Genomic DNA, 21750 nt, shown 5'->3' with positions numbered 1-21750 from the left:
AATTGAACAGAAAGGGGGTGACCGGCCTTCCCATAACGTTGGCCGTGACCTTTTTAATTTTGGCCTTGTTCGTTCCGATTGCGATTGGCATGGTCTCTGATTTTGAGAAGGACACCTCCGCCGCTGTCGCAAAAGCGGAGGCCGGCAAGATCGAAGATGCGGCGGGAAGAGCATACTATTCCGGCGCCGGCAGCACCAGCAGGGTCAGTGTGTCGTTGTCCGGCGGGTCCTGCCTGATGCTGGGCGGAGAAGGATCCGATTCATACAGCATATCGATACTTCTTGACGATACGGTCGTCGATAAGATATACCTTCAGAGGCCCCCCGTGAAATTCCTTGGGGACCCTCTTTACCTTATGGGCGACAGGACGGTCTCGATGGAATGCGTCTTCGAGAACGGAGTATATGGAATAAGGGTGAGCGTAATTGATTGAATTCACAATGTCTCGGGTTGCCATGATAGTATGCGGTGCGGCTCTCCTCGCGGCGGTGATAATGCCTGTCCAATCGTTCTACGACGGAAGATATGACGCTTCCATGGAGGAAGCGGCGGACCGGCTTTCACTGGTGATCGAGGAGTTCTGGGTCTCCGAAGCGGATACGCTGATCCTCAGAGGGTGGGAGGTCCTCCCCTCCGCCGACTGTTCCGTTGTGATCGAAGGGCACAGTCTTACTTTGTACTCGAAAGACAAGTCCTACCGGTCAACAGTATCGAAAAGTGTGGAACGAGTGGTGATCGGCCACAGCGACGAGGTGACGATGACAAAAACGTGAGCATCACTTGCCGCAGAACGTTTCCGCCGCTTTGTTCAATGCGGCAGCAAACCTTTCTATGTCTTCTTCATTATTGTACAGATAGACCGAGGCTCTGGCGCTACCCTCTATACCTCTTGATCCGAAGAACGGATGGGCGCAATGCATTCCTGACCTTATCATGATGCTGTCCATTTTGTCAAGCATCATGGCGACATCATGGGGGGACAATCCATCTATGTTGAAGGAGAACACACCGCACCTTCTGCCCGGGTCATCCGGTCCCACCACGCTCAGGCCTTTTATTTCCTCTGTCAATTTGAAGATCATCTCCATCAGATGCCTGTCGTGTTCGTATATCTTATCCATCCCTATGAATGTGAGATAATCAAGCGCAGCTTTCGTTCCGGCTATTCCCGCATAGTTCTGCAGTCCCGCTTCGAATTTGTCCGGGATCGGTGCAAAACTGGCGCAGCCATAGGTCGCCACACCCACCGCGCCTCCGCCTGTTGTCAGCGGTTTCAGATCTTCTAAGCATTCTCTTTTCCCGTACAGAATCCCCATCCCTGACGGCCCGAGCATTTTGTGCACCGATAACGCATAGAAGTCGACGTCCGTCTTCTTAAGATCGACCTTCATGTGCGGCGCCGCCTGGGACCCGTCAATGAGGATCTTCGCTCCGCGGTCATGCGCTATCTCCGCCGCCTCTTTGATGGGGACCACGCATCCCGTCACATTGCTTGCGTGGTAGACGGAGACCAGCTTCACGTCTTTACTCATGGACTCTTTGAACCTCTCTATGTCGAACTCTCCGTCGTTCTTAGAGGGAGAATATCTTCTTCTCACTCCGGCCTCCTCCGCCAGTATGACCCAAGGCACATGGTTGGAGTTGTGTTCCGTATCGGTGGTGACCACCGCATCGCCTTCTCTTAATCCGATCCCTCTTGCGACGGTGTTTATGCCCTCCGTACAATTCTTTGTGAAGATGTAGCAGTCCGGATCGTCCGTGCCGAAGAACCTCGCCGCTGTCTCCCTCGCTTCATCGATGACCATGGAGACCTTTGAGGACATCCTGTACACGCTGCGCCCTCCGCATGAGGGGAATTCCTCATAGTAATCCAGGATCGACCTTATCACCTGATCCGGTCTCAGCGACTGGCATGCGCTGTCCAAGTAGACGCCTTTTTTCCCTCTTATCGTCGGGAAATCGTTTCTGGCAGCGGATATTTCCATGCTGCGGTTCTATCACTTATGATTATTTAACTGGTTACGTGTATCTGGGTTCGATATAATGCTTGTGACCTCTGTCGGAAAACTAAGGCTTGAGAAGCCCGGAATGGTCGCATCGGGGATAATGGATGAGACCGGACCCTCGATGATGAGAATGCTGAGATCGGGGGCCGGAGCGGTTGTGACTAAATCTATCGGGTCCGAACCGAATCCCGGACATCCCAACCCCTCCTTCACAGAATTAAAGGGAGGATACATCAACGCGATGGGTCTCCCAAACCCGGGGATAGAGCTTTTCGGGAAAGAGATGGAGGATGCGGCGAAAAGCGGCAACATCATCGGATCGATATTCGGCTCATCCCCGGAAGAGTTCGTGAGGTTGGCGGGAAAGATGGAGGAGTACGGCGCCGCGGCGGTGGAACTGAACCTTTCCTGCCCCCATGCGGCAGGCTACGGGATGGAGGTCGGGACCGACCCCAAAGTGGTCGAGGCGATAGTCACCGCGGTAAAAGGCTCGGTGAAGATACCGGTCTGGACCAAGCTCACTCCGAACACCCACATGATCAAAGACCTTGCGGCCGCCGTTCAGGACGGCGGGGGCGACGCCGTCGTCGCCATCAATACGGTCAAAGCGATGGTCATATCGCCGCAGCTGGGGAAGCCTATACTGAGCAACAAGTTCGGAGGGCTGTCCGGGCCCGCCATCCGCTCGATAGGGGTCAGGGCGGTGTTCGACATCAGGACCGCCGTGGACATACCGATCGTGGGGGTCGGCGGGATATCCGACTGGAAGGATGCGGCGCAGTACATAATGGCGGGAGCCTGTGCCTTCCAGATAGGCAGCGCGATAGGAACGAAAGGGATAGAGGTGTTCGGAACCGTGAATTCCGATCTGGAAAGGTTCATGAAGGATTACGGATACGGTTCGATCTCAGACATGGTAGGTGTTGCCCATGAGTGATACTGTAAGGATAATAGGCATAATAGAGGACTCCCATGACACAAAGACCCTGGAGTTCCAGTGGGATGAGAAAGCTTCCCCCGGCCAGTTCATAATGGTCTGGGTACCCGGCATGGAGGAGGTCCCCATGTCACTTTCGAAGACCGACCGCATAAAGAGCATCACGGTGAAGCAGATAGGAAAGGACACACAGGCGCTCCACGGATTAAGCCTGGGAGACCCGATCAGGATCAGGGGCCCCTACGGAAGGGGATTCGACATCAAAAAGAACAAAAAGATGCTTATGGTCGGGGGCGGGGTCGGGACGGCCGCCATAATACCTGCGGTCAAAGAGACCGGCGCGGATACGATAATTGCCGCGAGGACCGACAAGGACGTCATAATGGACGATATCGCCAGTAAATACACTAAGAACCTGTGGATAGCCACCGACGACGGCAGCAGAGGGTTCCACGGGAATGCCGTGCAGCTTATGAGGGAAAAGGTCCAGGAGAACGTTTACGACACGGTATTGGCATGCGGCCCCGAGATCATGCTGTACCACATTTACAACACATGCGTCGAACTCGGCCTCGACTGCCAGCTGTCGCTGGAAAGGCACATGAAGTGCGGCGTCGGTGTTTGCGGAAGCTGCGTCATGGACGGCATGCGGGCATGCAGGGACGGCCCGGTGTTCACAAAGGATCAGCTGTCAGCGATCAGGGACTTCGGAACCTCCAAACGCGACGAATGCGGCCGCCCGGTAAAGCTGGGGTGATATTGTCGGGGTACCTGCGGACCACATCACTGTGACGCACGGCAGCCTCACGGTCAACGTTCCCCGGGACATTTTCAAAGGCGACGGAGCGGAGATAGACCACCGGAAAGCTGCGCCTTTCAGAAACACACTGAAGGGCAGATACCCTTGGCTTACCGACAATTCCCTTAATGTTCTGATGGAGAACGCAAGAAAGGTCATGATCGGCACCCTTGACGAAGAAACGAACGGCCGTTCGCTAGCCAGGGTGCTCGAATCACAGGGAAGGGTCGAAGAAGCCGTCAGGCATCTGGAAGAACATCTGGAGAAGAACCCCGGTGACGCCGACACGTGGTATGCTTTGGGGGAATTGCTTTGCAGATCCGGCAAGGCTGAAGAAGGCTACAAGGCGTTCGCCAGAGGAAGGGGATCATTCTGAACCTTCAAGGAGCGCGTTTATCGCACCGATGACCTCCGGAACGGTCGCTCCCCACGGGACCTTTGCGGTGTTCCCTTCTATAACATGCCCTTCCTTGACGGCGCAGCACCTTACGATCGTTTTCATTCCGTCATTCGGGACGGCGTCGGCGGGACAGACGTTGATGAAGGGCGGGTCTTTATCGTAAATAGAGCGGTATATTCTGCGGGAAAGGTCGCAGCCGATGATTGTAACATCATGCTTAACATCGGGCGCGGCGTCGATGAAGTAAAAAGGCATATCCGCAGCCATGCCCGATACTCTGCATGGGAACATCACTGCCTCCGTCCTCACATCCATTATCTTGTCCGTCAGATCTATGTTATTATATTCGGGAACGACAGGATGCTCTATGAAACCGGACGACAGGGCCGTCTCTACAAGAAAACGCAGCCTTGACGGTCCTGGGGGGATGTTGTCGATGACTCTCAGCTTCACAGTGTTCGGTTCGCAAACGAAACTGATATGGGAGAACATCCCCTCTATTACGACCGTTTTCCCTTGATATCTTTCCTGGACCGAAGCGAGGGCGGGAACATTCAGAACATCTATCCCGTCATCCTTAACAAAAACCGTATCCTCCGGCAAGGACACGGCCCCGGCGTCCGCGACCTTTCTGAAGAGACCCTCCGATCCCTCTTTGCGGACCCATACGACAGCGATCTCCTTTCCGTTCCTCAGTACGAGGTACTCGGTCCGGACATACACCTCCCAGCCCGATACGGCCTTCGATATGTCTTTTTCCGTCAAAGGAAAGTCTACATCGCGTAAGGAGATGTCCTTGCAGTGCATACTAATGTATTCATCGCATTCCGTATAATCCTGCCGTCGGACCCCGTGCGGACAGCCAGTATGGTGTATGCGAAACGTTTATTATATCGCTGATGTTGGGGTTATCCTGTGTCGGGGTAACACAGTGGCTATGTGGCGGACTGCAGATCCGCATACGGGGGTTCAATTCCCTCCCCCGACCCCACGGCTTTTTTGACCGGCGGAACATCGGCGCATTATGGTTTTTACTTGATCCGCGGGTGCTTCTCTATATCAACCTAAAAGGGATTAGATTACACAATCTTTATAAACACCTTATAAATAGCCCTCTCAAGTGAAAAGATGGCGAAGATGAATATAGAGAATGTTGTTGCTTCCACTTCCCTTGGGCAGGAGCTTAACTTGAATGCGATCGAGGACGCGCTTGAGGGTGCGGATTACAACCCTCAGCAGTTCCCGGGACTTGTTTACCGTATCAAAGAGCCCAAGACAGCCACCCTTCTTTTCAGGAGCGGAAAGGTAGTCTGTACCGGTGCAAAGAGCTTAGGCGACGTGAAGATCGCCATCAGCAAGGTTGCGAAGGACCTTGAGAAAGCAAACATAAAGATCACCATTGAACCGAAGATCGAGGTTCAGAACATCGTCGCATCTTCGGATCTGGAGCAGGAGATCAACCTGAACACGGTGGCGATCACCCTGGGTCTCGAAAAGGTCGAATACGAGCCCGAGCAGTTCCCCGGCCTGGTATACAGATTGGACGACCCCAAAGTGGTTGTGCTTCTGTTCGGGTCCGGGAAGATGGTGTGCACCGGCGCCAAGGTCCCCGAGGACGTTGTGCGTGCTGTCGAGAAGATCGCGGCGGAGCTGAGAGCGGCAAGCCTGATGGCATGACCTTACGGCTCCAAAATTAAATTTTTTCCCATTTATCTTCTTTATAGAACGATATATCCAATCGCCACATGACAATAGATTCGTCTTGTATTACATAAAAATATAATCTCCGACAGATATGTTTATTTCGTGTACTGTCCGCGGTGCGGTTCCTCTGTAGGCGACGGTTCCGTCAATTTCTGTCCCAGTTGCGGCTATTATGTGGGGTACGTGCCATACACATACACATACGCTGCTCCGGCCGCCGTCGGGAGCGGGGCGAAGAAACAAAGCAAGGCCGCAACCGCCGCATTATTCGCCGTGCTGATATTGGCCCTTGCCGCGGCGGTCAGTTTGATAGCGGACGTGGAAGATGACCTGAAATACAATAAGGTTGACATTCAGACCGTGACGGAGGATACATACTTCGAACTCAGCGGCGATTTTTTGATAGAGAGGGAGGTGTTCACTGTGAGCCTGACCAACGACGGCAAGATCGCGTTCGCCCTGAATGACGACATATCATCCAAATATGACTATTATTCATGGACATTCTTTGATAACGATCATGTGTCATCAGCCGACACGCGCTTTTACGTGGCATATTCGGGAGAAACGGTGAATAAAGAGGAACCCGTTCTTTACTATCTGAGCCAGAACGTCGGAGAATACAGCATCTCCGTGAAGTGCTACGCCGGGCCGGAAGAAGAACGCGAACTTTTGAAAACATATTCCGGTACGGTGCGCTATTCGGGAACGATAACAAAAGAATACACCTGGATATACCAAGGCGAACTGTATTCCGCCAAGACCTCATTCAGCTTTGACGAGTATCGTCATTATAAAGAAATGAATGATAAGGGCAGAAGGGTCGTCGACTATGGAAGGGTCGTTTCTTTCGTCACGTACGAGGATCCAGCCATTGTTGCGCTGGCGGAATCCATTAAAGAAGCGTACGGCGACCGAAGCACATCGGATCAAAAATTTGCCGCATTTGTGCTGGGGTTCGTTCAGATATGTTTTGATTACCCCCCTTATTCAACCCTCATGGGCGCCGACAGGTACCAATACGGGCAGGAAGAGTATTTCGCGTATCCTATGGAAACTATATTCTACGGGATGGGGGACTGCGAGGATACGTCCATACTTGCTGCGGCGCTTTTCAAAGCCTTGGGTTATGAGGCGGGGGTGGTCATGATCCCCCAGCATGCTGTCGCCGCTGTCGGATTGGATTCATATGCTCCGGGATCCTATTCCTCCCGTTCATACGAAATAATAAGTCAGACAATAGACGGCGTCACATATTATGCGTGTGAGACCACTGTCAATTCCCCCCAGGGGATCGGCCTGATCAGCTTATCTGGAGACGAGGGTACCCCATACAGCGAGTACATCGGAAAAAGCCGGTACGGATTCTACATAGTGTGAATCACATTTTCTTGAATCCTCTCATTATCCACTCGGTGATGGACTTTGTTCCGTATCTGAGAGTGCTTCCCGGGCCCCTGTCGCTGCTTGCGGGCCTTGCCTTCCCTTCCATCACCGCATTCAGCGCTTCCTGCCAGGTGGCAACGCCGTCGGGAAGTTCCACGGTCCCTTCCCCTATGTGTTCCGGAGTGTGGGCGTCACTCCCCGCCGAAACGGGTTTCCCTGTGCGGACTGCGAGCGCCTCCGATCTCCTGTTGCTTGAAGGCGTGGATCTGGCATTCCTTGCCTCAATGCCGTCGAAGTCATTGAGGAGGACGTTCTCTTCCCCGAGACCGGACCACCACCTGTACGGATGCGCCGCGAACGCGACCCCTCCCGCATCGTGAATGGCGTCTATAGTCTCTTTTATAGTCATCCCTCTCGGTATATCCCTGTTGACGCCGTATGCGAGTATGTGCCCCTTCTCGGAGGATACCTCTATCCCGGGTATGACTATGACCTTCCCGTTGTCTTTCACCAGATCGTACGCTTCAAAGGAATTGTGGTCTGTGATCGCTATGCATCCGAGCCCTCTCTCGACCGACGCCGAGATTATCTCTTCGACGGTGGATTTCCCGTCGTTGGAGAAGTTCGAATGTATGTGGAGATCGGCCTTCATCTGATGCCTGCTCCGTCCGTGATCTCGGAATCGACCGTTGCGGTGCAGCCGCTGCCGTCGCTTAATCCCACGATATTTTCGCCGTCAATCACTAATGCGACGCGTTCCGGGGCCCCGGCCGGAAGATCGACCGCCATCGAGTTGCATGACGCTTTTCCCCCGGAGACCCTGGAGACTATCATCCTGACCTTCTGGAAATCCTTGTATTCGATCATTGAGGAGGAATTGTCCAATCCGGAATTCATTTTGGTCCCGGGGGGGACGTCCTTTGAAGGCGTTACCAGAAGGACCGACGTTCCGCCCAGGGATTCGTCGTCAGCGGCGAGCAGCATCCCCTCGGACATGAACCCTCTCAGCTTAGCCGGCTTGAGGTTGGACACCAATATTACGTTCCTCCCTGTCAGCTGCTCTTTTGAATAATATGCTCTCAGGCCGGCGACGATCTGTCTCGGCTCCTTTTCGCCTATATCGACCTTCATGAGGAACAACTTTTCCGCATCCGGGTGATCTTCCGCGCTCAATATCCTGCCCACGCGCAGATCCAGTTTCCTGAAGTCCGCATACCGGCCTGTGTCCGCGGCTTCCTTCTTTCCGCCGTCTTCCTCTTCCGCTGCGTCCTCGATCTCCACTTTCTTGTAAACGGGTACCGGCTCCGCAAGAGCCCTCCCGGCCGGAAGCTCGGACAGGGCGGCGTCCATTCCGCTTTCCTCTATGCTCTTTTCCAGCCCAAGGTATCCCCATATCTTCTCGGACGAACCGGGCATGAACGGCCAGGCCATCACGGCCAGGGCCTTCGCTATCATGAGGTTGTTGTTCAATTCCCTGCCGCATTTCTCCTTGTCTGTCTTTATCAGCGCCCACGGTTTCACCGAGTCGAAATACCTGTTGCCGAATCTTGCGAGCTCCATTACCGCCCTGATGCCTTTTTTGAAGTCGCACTTCGAAAGGCACTCCTCATACTCTTTCAGTGTGGACGATATGGCGTCGAGGACCTCTTTCGCGCCCTCTTTTGTGTCGGCTCCCGGTATCTCTCCGAAATTCTTATGGGTGAAGCTCAGACACCTGTGGTAATAGTTGCCGAGGGCGGACACGAGCTCGTTGTTGACCTTGGTCTGGAAATCGCTCCAGGTGAAATCCGCGTCATGGGTGTCCGGCATGTTGACGGAAAGATAGTACCTCACGGCGTCCACATCGTACTTTGACAGCACAGAGGGGATATCGATGGCGCCCCCGCGGCTCTTTGAAAGCTTGCCTCCCTTGAACATCAAGTATTCGTTCGCGGGTATGTCGTACGGGAGATTCAGGTCGCCCGCGCCCATAAGTATGGCCGGCCAGATTATAGAATGGAAAGGTATGTTGTCCTTCCCGATGAAATAGTAATGTTTTGTTTCCGGATCCTTCCAGAATTCTTTCCAATATTCCGGCCGCCCTGTGATCTTGGAGTATTCCACCGACGCGCTGAGGTATCCTATCACGGCCTCGAACCATACATAGATCACCTTATCTTCCCATCCGGGTACCGGCACCGGCACTCCCCAGGACATGTCCCTTGTGACCGCCCTGTCCTTGAGCCCTTCTTCCAGCCAGTTCATCGTGAAGGTGTTGACGTTCGACCTCCAGTGATCCATTCCTCCGACATATTTCATCAGCTGGCTGCTGAACGCGCTCAGTTTAAGGAAGAAATGGTTCGATGGCCTTACTTCAGGCTGGTTGCCGCAGTGTATGCATCTGGCACCGATAAGGTCCCCCGGTTCGAAGGTCTTACCGCAGGAATCACACTGGTCGCTCCTGACGTCCTCCGCCCCGCAGCTGGGGCATGTCCCTTCCACATATCTGTCGGGAAGGAATTTCATGCATTTAGAACAGTAATATTGGCTTGTCTCCCCTTCGTACAGGTATCCTTTTTTCAGAAGGTCTGTGAATAGCCAGTGGACAACATCGATATGGTTGGCTCCGTGCGTCTTGCTGAATAGCGAGTATTCTATGCCCAGATCCTCTATCGCTTTCTTGTTTATGTGGTGGTATCTGTCCGCCACGACGGCCGGCGTGGACCCTTCTTTCTCGGCGGTGACCGTGATGGGCGTTCCGTGCTGATCGGACCCCCCTACCATCAGCACCTCGTTCCCCTTAAGACGGTTGTATCTGCTGAATATATCGGGCGGCAGGAGAGAGCCCGCCACGTGTCCGAGGTGTATGGGGCCGTTCGCATACGGCCAGGCGATATTGATACATATCTTTGACATTTGAACCTAGAAGCCGATTGCTGATGACGATAATAAAGGTGTTGGGCATTATGTGTCAGACTTCCAAGGCCTGCCGTCCCTTTTCGCCACATCCCTCAGTACTATGTATGCCCAATATCCCATCAAAAAGCCCCCGAATATCTCGACGATGGTCATCGTCCACCACAGCGACGTGAGCGTTCCGATTGTGTAAGTGACGATGATGAACCCTGCCGCAAGAACTATATTCCTTATGAAAGACGATGCCAGAGCTATTTTCGACCGCTTGACCGCCTGCAGCAGGGACGACCCGACGAATATGAGCGACATGAAAGGAACGAATATCGCAAATATGTACAGGAGCACCTTCATGTCTTCGTGCAGATACTGCATATCCGGAGAGTGGGTGAAGACCGATGCGATGGGATCTGCCAGCAGAACCATTATCGCCGACAGCGCAGACAGCAGGACAAGCGATGTTTTCACCGAGAAGCCGTATGCTTTCCTTATCATGTCATACCTCTTCATACCGAACTCCGCCGAACACGCCGATACGATGGCGCCTCCCATGGCCATTGCGGGTATCATCAGCAGATACACTATCCTCCATGCTACGGTATATATGGCCATTGCGTCGGTCGTGCCGACCATGATTATGCAGAAGTTGAACGTTGCGTTGAATATGTTCATAACGGAGAATTCAAGGGATTGAGGGAGACCGACGGAGAGTATCTCTTTTAACAAAACGGCGTTGGGCCTCAGATAATTCAGCCTGAACTTGATGAACATGTCCTTCTTCACAAGGTACCAGTAGAGTCCGGCGACGATCGATATGCCGAATGCTACCACGGTCGCCCATGCGGCGCCCGCCACACCCATGTCCAATGTGTAAATGAAAATCGGGTCCAGGATCAGATTCATCGCCGCTCCCAGAACTTGTATGTACATTGACCTCCTGACCGCCCCCTCGCCTCTCAATATCCCGGACATCACTCCGCTAAGCAGTATCAGTACTGTGGAGAGATACAGCGGGACCGCGAAGTCCATCGAGGCTTCGATGGTGGGTCCGGCGCCTATCGCCATCAGCACCGGTTCGGCAGTGAGGATAAGGATCGGCGTCGCGATCATCGCCACGATCACGCAAAGGATCAGCGACTGAACTGCGATCCCGCTGGCGTCCTTTATCCTGCCCATTCCGATGTTCCTTGCTATCGCGGCGGATGTGCCTATGCCGAGGCCGTTGCCGATACCGATGATCACCGCATACACCGGGAACACCAGCCCCAAAGCGGCCATGGCCTCCGCTCCGAGTCCCGTGACCCAAAAACTGTCGACAAGATTGTTGCCCTGCTGCGCCAGAAGCGCTATCGCGATGGGTATCGAAAAAGCTGCTATAGCTTTCCTCGGGTCGCCCAGCATGACCTCGACACCTTTCGTCACAGACGCTTCCATGCTATGGAATCCATCTCCGCCATTATGAATTATTCTTTGCGACCGCTGGGCGCGGGGGGCGCGAACGCCGTCAGCGGCGCCTCTTTCGGCCTAAAGGTTAAATCAGACATCATAAATAGGCGGGTCATGCGAATAGCCGCCGTGCTGCACGACAGATGTCAGAGCCGCAAGTGCAACAAAGAATGTGTGAAGTTCTGTCCCCTCGTGAGGACGGGGGCAGAATGCGTCACATTCAACGAGAAGGGCAAACCCATCATCTCCGAGGTGCTGTGCCAGGGGTGCGGCATATGCGTGAACAAATGCCAGTTCGACGCGATAAAGATCATCGGCCTTGCCGATGAGCTCAAAGGAGAGACGGTCCACCAGTACGGCGAGAATTCATTCCGCCTTTACAGACTTCCCATCCCTAAGAAGGGGCTGATAACAGGCATACTGGGACCCAACGGCATAGGTAAGACCACGGCGATAAAGATGCTGTCCGGAACAGAGGTCCCGAACCTCGGAAGGTTTGACGATCCGCCCTCGAAAGAGGAGGTGCTGGAACATTTCGCCGGCACCGAGCTGTACGATCACCTTAAGAACGTGTATTCAGGAAATATCAAGGTCGCCATGAAACCCCAATATGTGGACAAACTGCCGCAGAGCGTCAGCGGGGTTGTGAGGGACCTTTTAGGCAGAGTGCAGGAGAGGATGTCCGTGGAAGAGGCGGCGGAACTCTTCGACCTTAAAGAGGTGCTCGACCGGGAATTGACGAAACTCTCCGGAGGAGAGCTCCAGCGGCTGGCGATGGCCGCCACCATGATGCGGGACGCCGACGTATACTTCTTCGACGAGCCCACCTCGTATCTGGATATCTACCAGAGAGTGAAGATGGCAAGGATCATCAAAGGTCTGAGCGCGGATAAGCAGGTGGTCGTCATAGAGCACGACCTTGCGATACTCGATTACCTTGCGGATAACGTGAATGTCGTCTACGGCTCCGAGGGCGCATACGGCGTCTTCACGCTGGCGAGACAGGTCAGGACCGCAATAAACGTCTATCTCGACGGCTACCTTCCGGAGGAGAACATAAGGTTCAGGGACAGGCCCATAGAGTTCGTATCATCTCCGCCGAGAGCGGAGTGGAACACCCCGGACCTCGTTGAGTTCGACAGCGTGGAGAAGGACCTCGGAGGGTTCAGTCTCACGATAGGGAAAGGGGCGGTGAAGATCGGGGAGTCGGTAGGCGTCGTGGGGCCGAACGCCACCGGGAAGACCACCTTTGTGAAGATGCTTGCCGGCATAATCAAGCCGGACAAAGGGAGCCTGGACACTGCCGTGAAAGTGTCATATAAACCTCAGTACATCTCGGCGGAGACGGAGGGCACGGTCAGAGATCTTCTTTTTGCCAAAGCCTACGACACTGTGAACTCCGGGTTCTTCGAGGGGGAGGTCCTCGAGCCGCTGGGGATCAAACACCTGATGGATAAGGATGCCAAGACCCTGTCCGGAGGCGAACTCCAGAGGGTCGCGATCACCATGTGTCTTGCCGCCGAGGCCGACATGTACCTGTTCGATGAGCCGTCCGCATACCTGGACTCGAACCAGAGGATGAATGCCGCCAGGACTATAAGGAGGATGATGGAGAAGAGAGGCAGGAGCGGGATGATCGTGGACCATGACATCTACTTCCTCGATATGGTGTCCGATTCCATGATGGTCTTCGGCGGCGAACCCGGACACCGCGGCACCGGAGAGGGGCCCCTTGACATGAGGGTCGGGATGAACAAGTTCCTGAGTGCCGTGGACATAACTTTCAGGCGCGACGCGGACACCAACCGCCCGAGGATCAACAAACCTGATTCCAGGCTCGACAGGGAACAGAAGACAAAGGGCGAGTACTACTATTCCTGATTCAGATCAGACCCTGCGTCAGCTCCGGGAAAATGAGCATGAGCGCGATGTATACTGAGTATATGCAGACAAGCATCGCTCCTCCCCATCTTGTTATCCCGTTCCTGTTTTTGATAAGAAGCGCCAATATGGCCGCCATCAGGACCATGACCGGCAAATGGAACACCAGCGTATAGTATGTGACCTCCACGGCCGTAAAGATCACTCCGGCGCCGAGCGCGAAGAAGCAGTTGAAAATTATGCTCCCTATGATGTTGCTTACCATGATCTCATTCTCTCCGCGGTAGGCGGCCACTATGCATATGCACAGCTCCGGGAGGGACACCCCCACCGCAACGACGACCAGACCCACCATGAGGTGTGACATGCCCAGAGCCTTGGCCAGCTCGGAGGCGCCCTCGATGAACGCCATCGCGCCCAGATACAGGAAAAGGATGCCGAGGGCTACCAGCAAGGCGCTTCTCCGAAGGCAGGGCGCTTTGCATTCTACTGCCTCGATGTACCCGGCCTCGCCCGCACGCGGCGGAGTGTTCCTTTTTATCCTGTAAGTGAAATAGATGAAAACGAACAGCGCAATGAGAAGTATCGCGCCTTCAATGTGTCCAAAGGTCCCCGTAAGGGCCATGAGGGAAACGATGAGAACAGCCGCCAGCATGGAGAAGATCTCAAACTTTGTACCGGCATACCTGCAGACAACCGGGGATATCACAGCGGCGAGTCCTATCGCAAGGCCTACGTTCGCTATGTTGCTTCCCACGATGTTGCCGATGATCATCTGCGGGTTGTGGCCGCTCGCGAGGGCCGTCGCCACCTCCGGCACCGACAGCCCCAACGCAACTACGGTAAGTCCCACTAAGAACGGCGTGACCCCAAGCCTTATCGCCAGCCTCTTGGCGCCTTCCACCAACCACCCCGAACCTAAGTAGAGAAGGACTGCGCCGATCGGCATCCCAATAAGAATCCACGACACATACACTTGATGATTACTGCGCCATATAACCGTTTTCTTTTGTATGGCGGGCGGAAGCCGCAGAGACTCGGGCGGCGGGCATGTACGCACACCCTTTTTTAAGACGCAACTCGGCCTGATTTTTGCTTTTGATGATGAGAAACATGGCCAAAATCAACAATGAAACACGGCCAAAATCAACAATGAAACACGGCCAAAATCAACAATGAAACGTGGTTGGAGTGCAAAGAATAATATAGTTTCGAAAAGAATCCGCAGTGGTGAAACAACAGTATCTGGATAGGATCGTGGACCGTGAGCTGGAAGCCAGTCTGAAGGCTTTCGGCGCAGTTTTGTTGGAAGGTCCAAAATGGTGCGGCAAAACTAGAACCGCTATGGAGCATGCCGCAAGCGTAATCTATCTGCAAGATATCAACAAAAGAAAAGACTATCTGAAAATAGCGGACATAATGCCGTCTGCCCTGCTGGAAGGAGATACGCCGCGTCTGATCGACGAGTGGCAGACAATACAGGTCCTCTGGGACGGAGTCCGTTTTGAGGTGGATAAGCGTGGAGAGACGGGGCAGTTCATACTCACCGGTTCCGCCGTGCCGAAGGATGACAGCACTATGCACACGGGAACAGGTCGCATCTCCAGATTATTTATGAGACCAATGACGTTGTTCGAATCGCTTGAGTCGAACGGTTCCGTTTCACTCGGAACACTTTTTGACGGAGAGGACATCACAGGTACGTCACAGCTCACGATAGAGAAGCTTGCGTTCGCACTGGTCAGAGGCGGGTGGCCCGCTTCTATTGGAGTGCAGGAATCGGTCGCTCTTAGGAGGGTGCGCGAATATATCAAGGCCGTAATCAATACCGATATCTCAAGGGTGGACAACGTTGAAAGGAATCCCGAGCGCGTCCGCAGATTGTTGCGGTCTCTGGCACGAAACACGTCAACAATGGCCAAACTGACAACCATAAACAGCGATATGGCCGCTGGGGACGAAACGATCTCTGACGGCACAATTGCATCATATATGAATGCTTTGAGGCGCATCTTCGTGATAGAGGATCTGCCGGCATGGAGTCCGGACATGCGTTCCAAGACCGCTTTGCGGACGTCGGCCAAACGACATTTCGTCGATCCGTCTATAGCTGCTGCCGTTCTTCGTATCTCGCCTAAAGGCATATTGAAGGATTTTAACACGTTTGGTCTGCTGTTCGAGTCGCTCTGCATCCGCGACCTGAGGGTGTACGCACAGGCGCTGGACGGAGAGGTATCCCATTATCACGACAAGAACGATCTGGAGGCGGATGCCGTCATCGAGCTCTATGACGGACGGTGGGGCGCGGTCGAAGTGAAGATGGGGGGAGACGATATAGAGGAAGCCGCCAAGAACCTGATGAAACTAAGGGGAAAGATAGACACCGACAGCATGGGCGAACCGTCCTTCCTGATGGTTATCACGGCCGGCGAATACGCATACCGCCGCAAGGACGGAGTATATATCGTTCCAATCGGTTGTCTGAAAGACTGACGAGAGGTTTACGTTATCTCGTGCTGTGAACATTTCGGCGGTTCCGACGGGTGAACCGAAGGTTATGCTATGGGCCCGTACAATATGCCGGAGGTTCCGCAAAGAGACTATGTATATGCCGCCGGATTATATTCAGATCAGACCCTGCGTCAGCTCCGGGAATATGCCCATGAGCATGATGTATGATGAATAGACGCATATCAGCGCCGCCCCTTCCCATCTCGTTATCCTGCTCCCGGCTTTGATCATCAGAGCCAGCAGGGCCGCCATTAGGATCATGACCGGCAGGTGGAATACCATTGTGTAATGCGTTACCTCCACCGTAGTATAGATCACTCCTACGCCCAGCGCGAAGAAGCAGTTGAACACCACGCTCCCCACAATGTTGCTAACGACGATCTCGTTCTCTTTACGATAGGCTGCCACGACGCAGATGCACAGCTCCGGAAGCGAAACCCCTACTGCCACGACGATCAGTCCTATCATGAGGTCCGAAACGCCGAATATCCCCGCCAGTTCGACGGCTCCTTCTATGAACGCCCTCGCTCCGAAATACAGGAAGATCATGCCGGCGGCGACCAGCGCAGCGCATTTCCACAAGGGGGTCTTTGCGCTTTCCTCCTTCTCAGATGGTTCCTCTCCGCTGTCACCGGCGGCGGCGCCTCTTTTGAGCTTGTACGTCAAATAAATGAAAATGAACAAGGCTGTGACAAGTACCGCGCCTTCGACGTATCCCAGGGTCCCCGTGAGCGCTAAAAGAGAAACAATGAGGACGGCGGCCAGCATGGAGGCTATCTCAAATCTTATGCCAGCGAACCTGCAGACGATCGGCGATATAACTGCCGCGAGCCCTATCGCAAGGCCCACATTCGCTATGTTGCTCCCGACGATATTCCCTACGATTATCTGCGGATTATTGCTGCTTACCAACGATGTGATGACCTCCGGAGAGGATGACCCCAACGCAACCACGGTGAGACCGACCATGAATGGGGTGACCCCCAGTCTTATCGCCATCTTCTTGGCGCCGTCCACCATCCATTCCGAACCGAGATAGAGAAGGACGATACCGACGGGTATCCCCAGAAGGATCCATGACACGCCCGGTTGATGATGGCGGAGCCATATAATCGTTTCTTTTTCCGGCTGGCGGATACTGCGGTGAAAAACTGAGGAAGACCGTCAGCGAAAACGGCGGGAACAGGTTCTGTTTCGCGGCGCTGTTACTGTCCAAAACTGAAGGAGGGTGCCTTCTCGACAGGCATCCTCATCTGACTTCATACGAAACAGCAATCACGGAACGTGGCCATGACCTGCAATTATTAAATAATGCAATCCGCTCTTAGTTCATGGACCGTGCGGGAAAGGCGGATATGCACATCCATACAGAATACTCAGGGTTCGGAAAGTTAGGATTCCTCGGGTTTCCGGAATCCATGACAAGGCCCTGGTCTCTGGTGGAACGTGCCAGAAAGAGGGGGTTCGACGTCATCTGCATCACTGATCATGACGAGACGGCCGGCGCGTTCATTGCTCAGGAATACGCAAAACAGTTCGACGACATAGAAGTGGTTATAGGCGAAGAGGTCATGACCTCCGACGGAGAGATAATCGGCCTTTTCCTTACGGAAAAGATAGAGCCGGGCCTGACCATAGAGGAGACCGTCGACATCATAAGGGAGCAGGGCGGCCTGACCATCGCCCCCCACCCGTTCAGTTTCCATGTGCCCGGCCTGAAGGAGAGGATCCTCGACATAGATCTTGACGGTTTTGAGGTGCTCAACGGCGGACACCCCGACAGATATTCCAACGCCTTTGCGCAGGCCGTCATGGATCGGTATCCGGGAAGATGGGCGCCGATCTCCGCCAGTGACGCCCACTCAAAATTCACGTTCGGATACTCTTGGACGGAGTTCGAAGGCAGCACCGCGGAAGACCTCAGGAAAGCGATACTCGCCAAGAAAACGATCCCCAAAGGAAGGACGGCCCCCGTTCTGGGCGAAGTGCAATGGAGCATGGAAGTGGTCCTGGGCGGCCAGAGGCTGATGTACAGGTCCCTCAGAGGAAAACTTCCCGACAAAGAGGACCATGCCCTGATAGAAAAGGTCAACAGCCTGAGCGATCTGAAAAAAGCCACCGCCATAGTCGGCGGTTTCATGTACCTGTTCCCTCCGGTGTCATTCCTTGCCACGCTGGCAAGCACCACCTATCTCAAAAGGGGCGCAAAACGTTTGCGCCGCGATCTCGAGCAGAGGCTGGAAGAGATGGATGATCTGATCGGGAACCTCGACCGCCGCCGCACTTCTTCGGAATCTTGATAGAATGGAGCCGACCGCTTACAAGATATCCGTGGCGATACCCGCCGGATACAAGGATGAGCTGATGGATGCGGTCAACGACTCCATGCAGCAGATGTACCCCGGTTATGACAGGGCCTTCTCCGTGACCAAGACCGAAGGGACATGGAGGTCTTTGGAAGGTTCAGACCCCTTCATAGGGAGGACGGGAGAGATAAGCGTCGAGGAAGAACTGCGCATCGACTTTGCGATCAAGGCCGAGGACCTGAGAAAAGTGGTGCTTGCTATCAGAAAGGTGCATCCTTACGAAGAGCCCGCCATCGACATCCTGCCGATGGTTGTGTGGAAGGACGTCATTGATCCTTGAGCTTCAACGAGAATATGCCGTCGAACGTCCTCTGAAGTCTGTGTATCTTGTGACTTTGTTTTCTGTATGCGACATCCTCTTCCGAGATCAGGCCCATCTCGAAGAATCTGTCCAAGGCCTCGTCGCCGGCGTCGTAGTCCCCGTACGCTCCGACAAGGACGTTTATCGTATAACTGCGGCATTGTATCCTCTCCGGAAGGCTGCCGCCGTTCCTGCTCTTCATTTTATCCATTATGCCGGGTATCATCGCGACGCCTTCTTCACAGCATCTCAGACAGTCGTCGTACCTTTTGACGCCGAAATATGCCGGTATCATCTCCTCCAACAGATCGAACTTATCCATCCCCGTTATGCCGCTCCCCAGTATGTTCTCTCCGACGAGCACCGCTACTGAATAGTTCTCCTCAAAGACCGCCGCATTCATGACCGACAGACAGAATTTCAAAGGGGAGGATGTGTCGGACCCTTTGAGATACCTCCCCACCTTTACTTTGTTCTGATCGCTCAGTTCGGAATACCATTCGCTGAGCTTTACTTTCGAGATCTCCTCCGGGATGTCCTTTTGTTTGCTGAAGATCATGAGAAGGTGATTTCGTCGAATATAGTTAAACCCTCACTTGATGTCTTTGATGATGACATGGTTCCCATATGCGTGCTGGCGCTCCTGTGCCAGCAGGTTGACGCTCCAGTTTATCCTTTCCAGGAACTCTGCGCGCCTGGCGCCGCAATCCCTCTTGCAGTGGATGCAGGAGAATTCTTTGCAGGGTTCCGGCATCATGATGAGGTCCACCGACCCTCCGAAAGTCGATGCGACGGATTCGTGCAGACGGCGGTTCTCTTTCTCCATCTCGGATATCGTCATATCGAACGGCATCGTCACATGCATCTCTATATGGAGTCTGCTCCCGTACTTTATCGCCCTGAGGTTATGTATGTCGATCCACGTCTCGGACCTGTGATCGTTCAGGCATTCGACCGTCTTTTTCAGGATGTCCGCATCGGCCTTGTCCATGATCCCGTCCATGGCCTTCTTTATCACGCCCGCCCCCGTCACTATGATGAGCGCTCCGAAGAACAGTGCCATTATCGGATCAAGTATGTAGATGTCGTATCCCAGGTTAGCTCCCACAAACACCACGGTAAGGCCTATTATTATGCCGACGGATGAGACCGTGTCCGTGATGAGATGTTTTCCGCTGGCCTCCAGAGCCAGCGAACGATTTTTCCTGCCTTTTCTGACCGCTACCGAACCTACTGTAAAGTTGACCGCGGCGGCGAATATGATCAGCAGAAGGCCGATGTCCAGCGCCGATATCTCTTTCGGATGCAGTATGTTGTTCACCGCCTCGAATATGATCAGCACGCCGGCGGTCGATATCATGGCACCCTCGACCGACGCCGAGATGAGTTCGACCCGGCCGTGCCCGAAAGGGTGCGATTTATCCGCCGGCTTTGCCGATAGGAACAGAGCGTATAACCCGATAACTCCGGCGACAACGTTCACGATGCTCTCGACCGCATCCGTGAATATCGCAACGGAGTTCGTTATGAAATATGCCGTGAATTTGATTATAAGGAGCAAAGCCCCGACTGCAACGACTATCCTTTGGAATTTATAATTCTCGAGAGAGGCGTCCGTCACGTGTTTGTGATGCCCTTGAGAGGTATTTACACTTTTCTGGAAGGGCGGAAAAGTTAGGAATGACTAAACCGCTGGGTCATTGGGATGCGGCAGCATTCTTCCGGGCCTCTCCTCTGAACCAGGAGAGGAATGTGCCCACTATGCACATGGCCAAACATATCGCGAACGCGACCTCGATCACATTTACGAATTGGTCGTACGGGGGGACGATGTTGTCCGCCGATCCCATTATCAAAGCGATGCAGCACATCGCGATGCTCATGCTCGTCATCATCCCTATCTGTCTTACCACGGCGATCATGCCGGACGCCTCCCCCCGGTGTTTTGGCGGAACGGATGACATTATGGCATTCGTGTTGGGCGCGGAGAACATCCCGTATCCCACGCCGAGAAGTATCAGTATCATCGCGATGTAAAGATAGTTGGCCGATGTCCCCATGAATATTATCATGAATACGGCGACGCAGGTCAGCACCATGCCCGACGTGGGCAACAGGCGCTTATCCGCTATCCTGTCGGAATAGCTCCCGAACTTTGCGGTGAGGAGGACCTGAACGACCGGCTGTATCAGAAGTATGAGTCCGGCGTTGAAAGCCGTGAGCATGCCAACGCTTTGAAGATACAGTGCCAGGAAGAAAGAGACGGAGTAGGAGGACGCATAGTTCGTGTAAGCCGCGATGCATGCCCTGGAGAACACCCTGTACCTGAATACCCCGATATCCAGGACCGGGGATCCCGTTCTCTTCATCGTGCGTATGAAAACGAACAGCATGACCAGGCCCACCGCGATAAGGGGCAAAGCCCAGATCTCCGGGAGGCTTATCACGCCGTACATAGTGAGCATGATCGTCACCCCGTACAGGAGCGCGCCGCGGTAATCCATACTTGTCCCCGCGCTGGATATTGCCTCCCTCTTGAACCTGAGCACATATACCAGCGCTATCAATACGAAGGGGATCATGAAGAAGAACAGTTCCCTCCAGCCGATGAAGTCGCATATGAACCCTCCGAGCGCCGGGCCGACCGCGATGCCGAGATAGATGAACGTGGACTGTATGCCGATGGCCCATCCTCTCCTTTCAACGGGGAACACCTCCGTGAGCATCGCGATGCTCGAAACGGACAGTGCGGCCGAGCCGGCCCCCATGATGAACCTCATAACGAGCAGGACCTCAAAGTTGGGGGAGAAACCGCCGACCAAGGCCGATGCGAGAGTGATCAGCAGGCCTGCGATGAATACTTTCTTCCTGCCGATGATATCGGATACCCTTGCCAAGGGCACCATAACAATGACCGAAGCAAGAAGAAATGTCGTATTGACCATGGCCAAAGATTTTGAGCCTACATCGAACTCAGCGCCTATCAGCACAAGAGCCAGATTCATCATCGTACTCATGAGCGGCATAATGAAGACGCCCGCACAGCTGGCAATGAGCACTGTTCTCATCTCAGCAGAAGAATAGGTTATGGACGGCTCCATGGACTCGAAATTATTATCC

21 protein-coding genes and 1 tRNA gene are annotated in these 21750 nt (G+C 53.9%); 12 read left to right on the top strand and 10 right to left on the bottom strand.

Features of this window, described 5'->3' with window-relative positions:
* The first annotated feature begins 2 nt into the window (after positions 1-2).
* Both FWG96_02760 and FWG96_02755 read left to right on the top strand, forming a co-directional pair.
* Positions 3-434, top strand: a complete 432-nt coding sequence (locus FWG96_02760; GenBank protein ID MCL2032175.1) for a hypothetical protein — start codon at positions 3-5, stop codon at positions 432-434.
* Positions 427-774, top strand: coding sequence for a hypothetical protein (locus FWG96_02755; GenBank protein ID MCL2032174.1), 348 nt, complete (start codon positions 427-429; stop codon positions 772-774). The genes FWG96_02760 and FWG96_02755 overlap by 8 nt, the downstream gene beginning before the upstream one ends.
* Before the next feature lie 3 nt (positions 775-777).
* Here the strand turns inward: FWG96_02755 and FWG96_02750 are convergent, their stop codons facing one another.
* On the bottom strand, positions 778-1986 hold the full coding sequence (locus tag FWG96_02750) for a cysteine desulfurase (protein ID MCL2032173.1): 1209 nt from the start codon (positions 1984-1986) through the stop codon (positions 778-780).
* Between the two features lie 58 nt (positions 1987-2044).
* Between FWG96_02750 and FWG96_02745 the strand changes: the two genes are divergently transcribed.
* The 3 genes from FWG96_02745 to FWG96_02735 are packed head-to-tail and all read left to right on the top strand — an operon-like array spanning position 2045 to position 4119.
* Positions 2045-2944: a dihydroorotate dehydrogenase gene (locus FWG96_02745; protein ID MCL2032172.1), complete on the top strand. Its 900-nt coding sequence runs from the start codon at positions 2045-2047 to the stop codon at positions 2942-2944.
* Positions 2937-3701: a dihydroorotate dehydrogenase electron transfer subunit gene (locus FWG96_02740; GenBank protein ID MCL2032171.1), complete on the top strand. Its 765-nt coding sequence runs from the start codon at positions 2937-2939 to the stop codon at positions 3699-3701. The genes FWG96_02745 and FWG96_02740 overlap by 8 nt, the downstream gene beginning before the upstream one ends.
* A gap of 31 nt (positions 3702-3732) precedes the next feature.
* Positions 3733-4119 (top strand): tetratricopeptide repeat protein, encoded by a 387-nt coding sequence (locus FWG96_02735; protein MCL2032170.1) that lies wholly within the window; start codon positions 3733-3735, stop codon positions 4117-4119.
* Here FWG96_02735 and FWG96_02730 read toward each other — a convergent pair.
* A complete protein-coding gene (locus FWG96_02730) occupies positions 4111-4908 on the bottom strand; it encodes a hypothetical protein (protein MCL2032169.1) in 798 nt (265 codons plus the stop codon). The two genes, FWG96_02735 and FWG96_02730, sit on opposite strands and share 9 nt — an antisense overlap.
* 152 nt (positions 4909-5060) lie before the next feature.
* Between FWG96_02730 and FWG96_02725 the strand changes: the two genes are divergently transcribed.
* From FWG96_02725 to FWG96_02715, 3 genes are all read left to right on the top strand, one after another.
* A tRNA-Cys gene (locus tag FWG96_02725) sits at positions 5061-5134 on the top strand.
* Positions 5135-5271: 137 nt separating this feature from the next.
* The gene (locus FWG96_02720) at positions 5272-5820 is read left to right on the top strand and encodes a TATA-box-binding protein (GenBank protein ID MCL2032168.1); all 549 of its coding nucleotides are present in this window, start codon (positions 5272-5274) and stop codon (positions 5818-5820) included.
* A gap of 129 nt (positions 5821-5949) precedes the next feature.
* Positions 5950-7227 (top strand): zinc ribbon domain-containing protein, encoded by a 1278-nt coding sequence (locus FWG96_02715; protein ID MCL2032167.1) that lies wholly within the window; start codon positions 5950-5952, stop codon positions 7225-7227.
* Position 7228: 1 nt separating this feature from the next.
* Here the strand turns inward: FWG96_02715 and FWG96_02710 are convergent, their stop codons facing one another.
* Genes FWG96_02710 through FWG96_02700 form a run of 3 tightly spaced genes read right to left on the bottom strand, consistent with a single transcriptional unit; the run spans position 7229 to position 11559 of the window.
* Entirely contained in the window at positions 7229-7885 is a 657-nt protein-coding gene (locus tag FWG96_02710; GenBank protein ID MCL2032166.1) for a CehA/McbA family metallohydrolase, read from the bottom strand.
* The gene (gene metG, locus FWG96_02705; GenBank protein MCL2032165.1) at positions 7882-10128 is read right to left on the bottom strand and encodes a methionine--tRNA ligase; all 2247 of its coding nucleotides are present in this window, start codon (positions 10126-10128) and stop codon (positions 7882-7884) included. The genes FWG96_02710 and metG overlap by 4 nt, the downstream gene beginning before the upstream one ends.
* A 48-nt stretch (positions 10129-10176) precedes the next feature.
* A complete protein-coding gene (locus FWG96_02700) occupies positions 10177-11559 on the bottom strand; it encodes an MATE family efflux transporter (GenBank protein MCL2032164.1) in 1383 nt (460 codons plus the stop codon).
* Between the two features lie 126 nt (positions 11560-11685).
* On the opposite strand from FWG96_02700, the gene FWG96_02695 reads away from it, so the two are divergent.
* Positions 11686-13452 carry a ribosome biogenesis/translation initiation ATPase RLI gene (locus FWG96_02695; protein ID MCL2032163.1) on the top strand — a complete coding sequence of 589 codons (1767 nt, stop codon included), beginning with the start codon at positions 11686-11688 and terminating at the stop codon, positions 13450-13452.
* Between the two features lies 1 nt (position 13453).
* Here the strand turns inward: FWG96_02695 and FWG96_02690 are convergent, their stop codons facing one another.
* On the bottom strand, positions 13454-14401 hold the full coding sequence (locus tag FWG96_02690) for a calcium/sodium antiporter (protein MCL2032162.1): 948 nt from the start codon (positions 14399-14401) through the stop codon (positions 13454-13456).
* Between the two features lie 281 nt (positions 14402-14682).
* Here FWG96_02690 and FWG96_02685 point away from each other — a divergent pair, with 281 nt between their 5' ends.
* Complete coding sequence (locus tag FWG96_02685) at positions 14683-15945, top strand: DUF4143 domain-containing protein (protein ID MCL2032161.1); 1263 nt, start codon at positions 14683-14685, stop codon at positions 15943-15945.
* 132 nt (positions 15946-16077) lie between these two features.
* Here FWG96_02685 and FWG96_02680 read toward each other — a convergent pair whose 3' ends face one another.
* Complete coding sequence (locus tag FWG96_02680; protein ID MCL2032160.1) at positions 16078-17046, bottom strand: calcium/sodium antiporter; 969 nt, start codon at positions 17044-17046, stop codon at positions 16078-16080.
* Positions 17047-17294: 248 nt separating this feature from the next.
* Between FWG96_02680 and FWG96_02675 the strand changes: the two genes are divergently transcribed.
* Positions 17295-18263 carry a PHP domain-containing protein gene (locus FWG96_02675; GenBank protein ID MCL2032159.1) on the top strand — a complete coding sequence of 323 codons (969 nt, stop codon included), beginning with the start codon at positions 17295-17297 and terminating at the stop codon, positions 18261-18263.
* Positions 18264-18267: 4 nt separating this feature from the next.
* Positions 18268-18609 carry a hypothetical protein gene (locus FWG96_02670; protein MCL2032158.1) on the top strand — a complete coding sequence of 114 codons (342 nt, stop codon included), beginning with the start codon at positions 18268-18270 and terminating at the stop codon, positions 18607-18609.
* On the opposite strand, the gene FWG96_02665 is transcribed toward FWG96_02670, so the two are convergent.
* The 3 genes from FWG96_02665 to FWG96_02655 form a co-directional block, all read right to left on the bottom strand.
* Positions 18596-19189, bottom strand: coding sequence for a hypothetical protein (locus FWG96_02665; GenBank protein MCL2032157.1), 594 nt, complete (start codon positions 19187-19189; stop codon positions 18596-18598). The genes FWG96_02670 and FWG96_02665 overlap by 14 nt on opposite strands.
* Positions 19190-19222: 33 nt before the next feature.
* Entirely contained in the window at positions 19223-20251 is a 1029-nt protein-coding gene (locus FWG96_02660; protein MCL2032156.1) for a cation diffusion facilitator family transporter, read from the bottom strand.
* 76 nt (positions 20252-20327) lie between these two features.
* Positions 20328-21731, bottom strand: a complete 1404-nt coding sequence (locus FWG96_02655; GenBank protein ID MCL2032155.1) for an MFS transporter — start codon at positions 21729-21731, stop codon at positions 20328-20330.
* Between the last annotated feature and the right edge of the window lie 19 nt (positions 21732-21750).

This window comes from Candidatus Methanoplasma cognatum (assembly GCA_009777615.1).
Taxonomy (GTDB): Archaea; Thermoplasmatota; Thermoplasmata; order Methanomassiliicoccales; family Methanomethylophilaceae; genus Methanoplasma; species Methanoplasma cognatum.
Note: the sequence above shows the minus strand (reverse complement) of the source record. Positions and strands in the feature narration are given on the sequence as shown.

What these genes read in the sequence shown, in the direction of transcription:
- FWG96_02750 (MCL2032173.1), bottom strand. Translation starts at nt 1,986, where the DNA reads ATGGAAATATCCGCTGCCAGAAACGATTTCCCGACGATAAGAGGGAAA.
- FWG96_02745 (MCL2032172.1), top strand. Translation starts at nt 2,045, where the DNA reads ATGCTTGTGACCTCTGTCGGAAAACTAAGGCTTGAGAAGCCCGGAATG.
- FWG96_02740 (MCL2032171.1), top strand. Translation starts at nt 2,937, where the DNA reads ATGAGTGATACTGTAAGGATAATAGGCATAATAGAGGACTCCCATGAC.
- FWG96_02720 (MCL2032168.1), top strand. Translation starts at nt 5,272, where the DNA reads ATGGCGAAGATGAATATAGAGAATGTTGTTGCTTCCACTTCCCTTGGG.
- FWG96_02710 (MCL2032166.1), bottom strand. Translation starts at nt 7,885, where the DNA reads ATGAAGGCCGATCTCCACATACATTCGAACTTCTCCAACGACGGGAAA.
- metG (MCL2032165.1), bottom strand. Translation starts at nt 10,128, where the DNA reads ATGTCAAAGATATGTATCAATATCGCCTGGCCGTATGCGAACGGCCCC.
- FWG96_02700 (MCL2032164.1), bottom strand. Translation starts at nt 11,559, where the DNA reads ATGGAAGCGTCTGTGACGAAAGGTGTCGAGGTCATGCTGGGCGACCCG.
- FWG96_02695 (MCL2032163.1), top strand. Translation starts at nt 11,686, where the DNA reads ATGCGAATAGCCGCCGTGCTGCACGACAGATGTCAGAGCCGCAAGTGC.
- FWG96_02690 (MCL2032162.1), bottom strand. Translation starts at nt 14,401, where the DNA reads ATGCCGATCGGCGCAGTCCTTCTCTACTTAGGTTCGGGGTGGTTGGTG.
- FWG96_02675 (MCL2032159.1), top strand. Translation starts at nt 17,295, where the DNA reads ATGGACCGTGCGGGAAAGGCGGATATGCACATCCATACAGAATACTCA.
- FWG96_02670 (MCL2032158.1), top strand. Translation starts at nt 18,268, where the DNA reads ATGGAGCCGACCGCTTACAAGATATCCGTGGCGATACCCGCCGGATAC.
- FWG96_02665 (MCL2032157.1), bottom strand. Translation starts at nt 19,189, where the DNA reads ATGATCTTCAGCAAACAAAAGGACATCCCGGAGGAGATCTCGAAAGTA.
- FWG96_02655 (MCL2032155.1), bottom strand. Translation starts at nt 21,731, where the DNA reads ATGGAGCCGTCCATAACCTATTCTTCTGCTGAGATGAGAACAGTGCTC.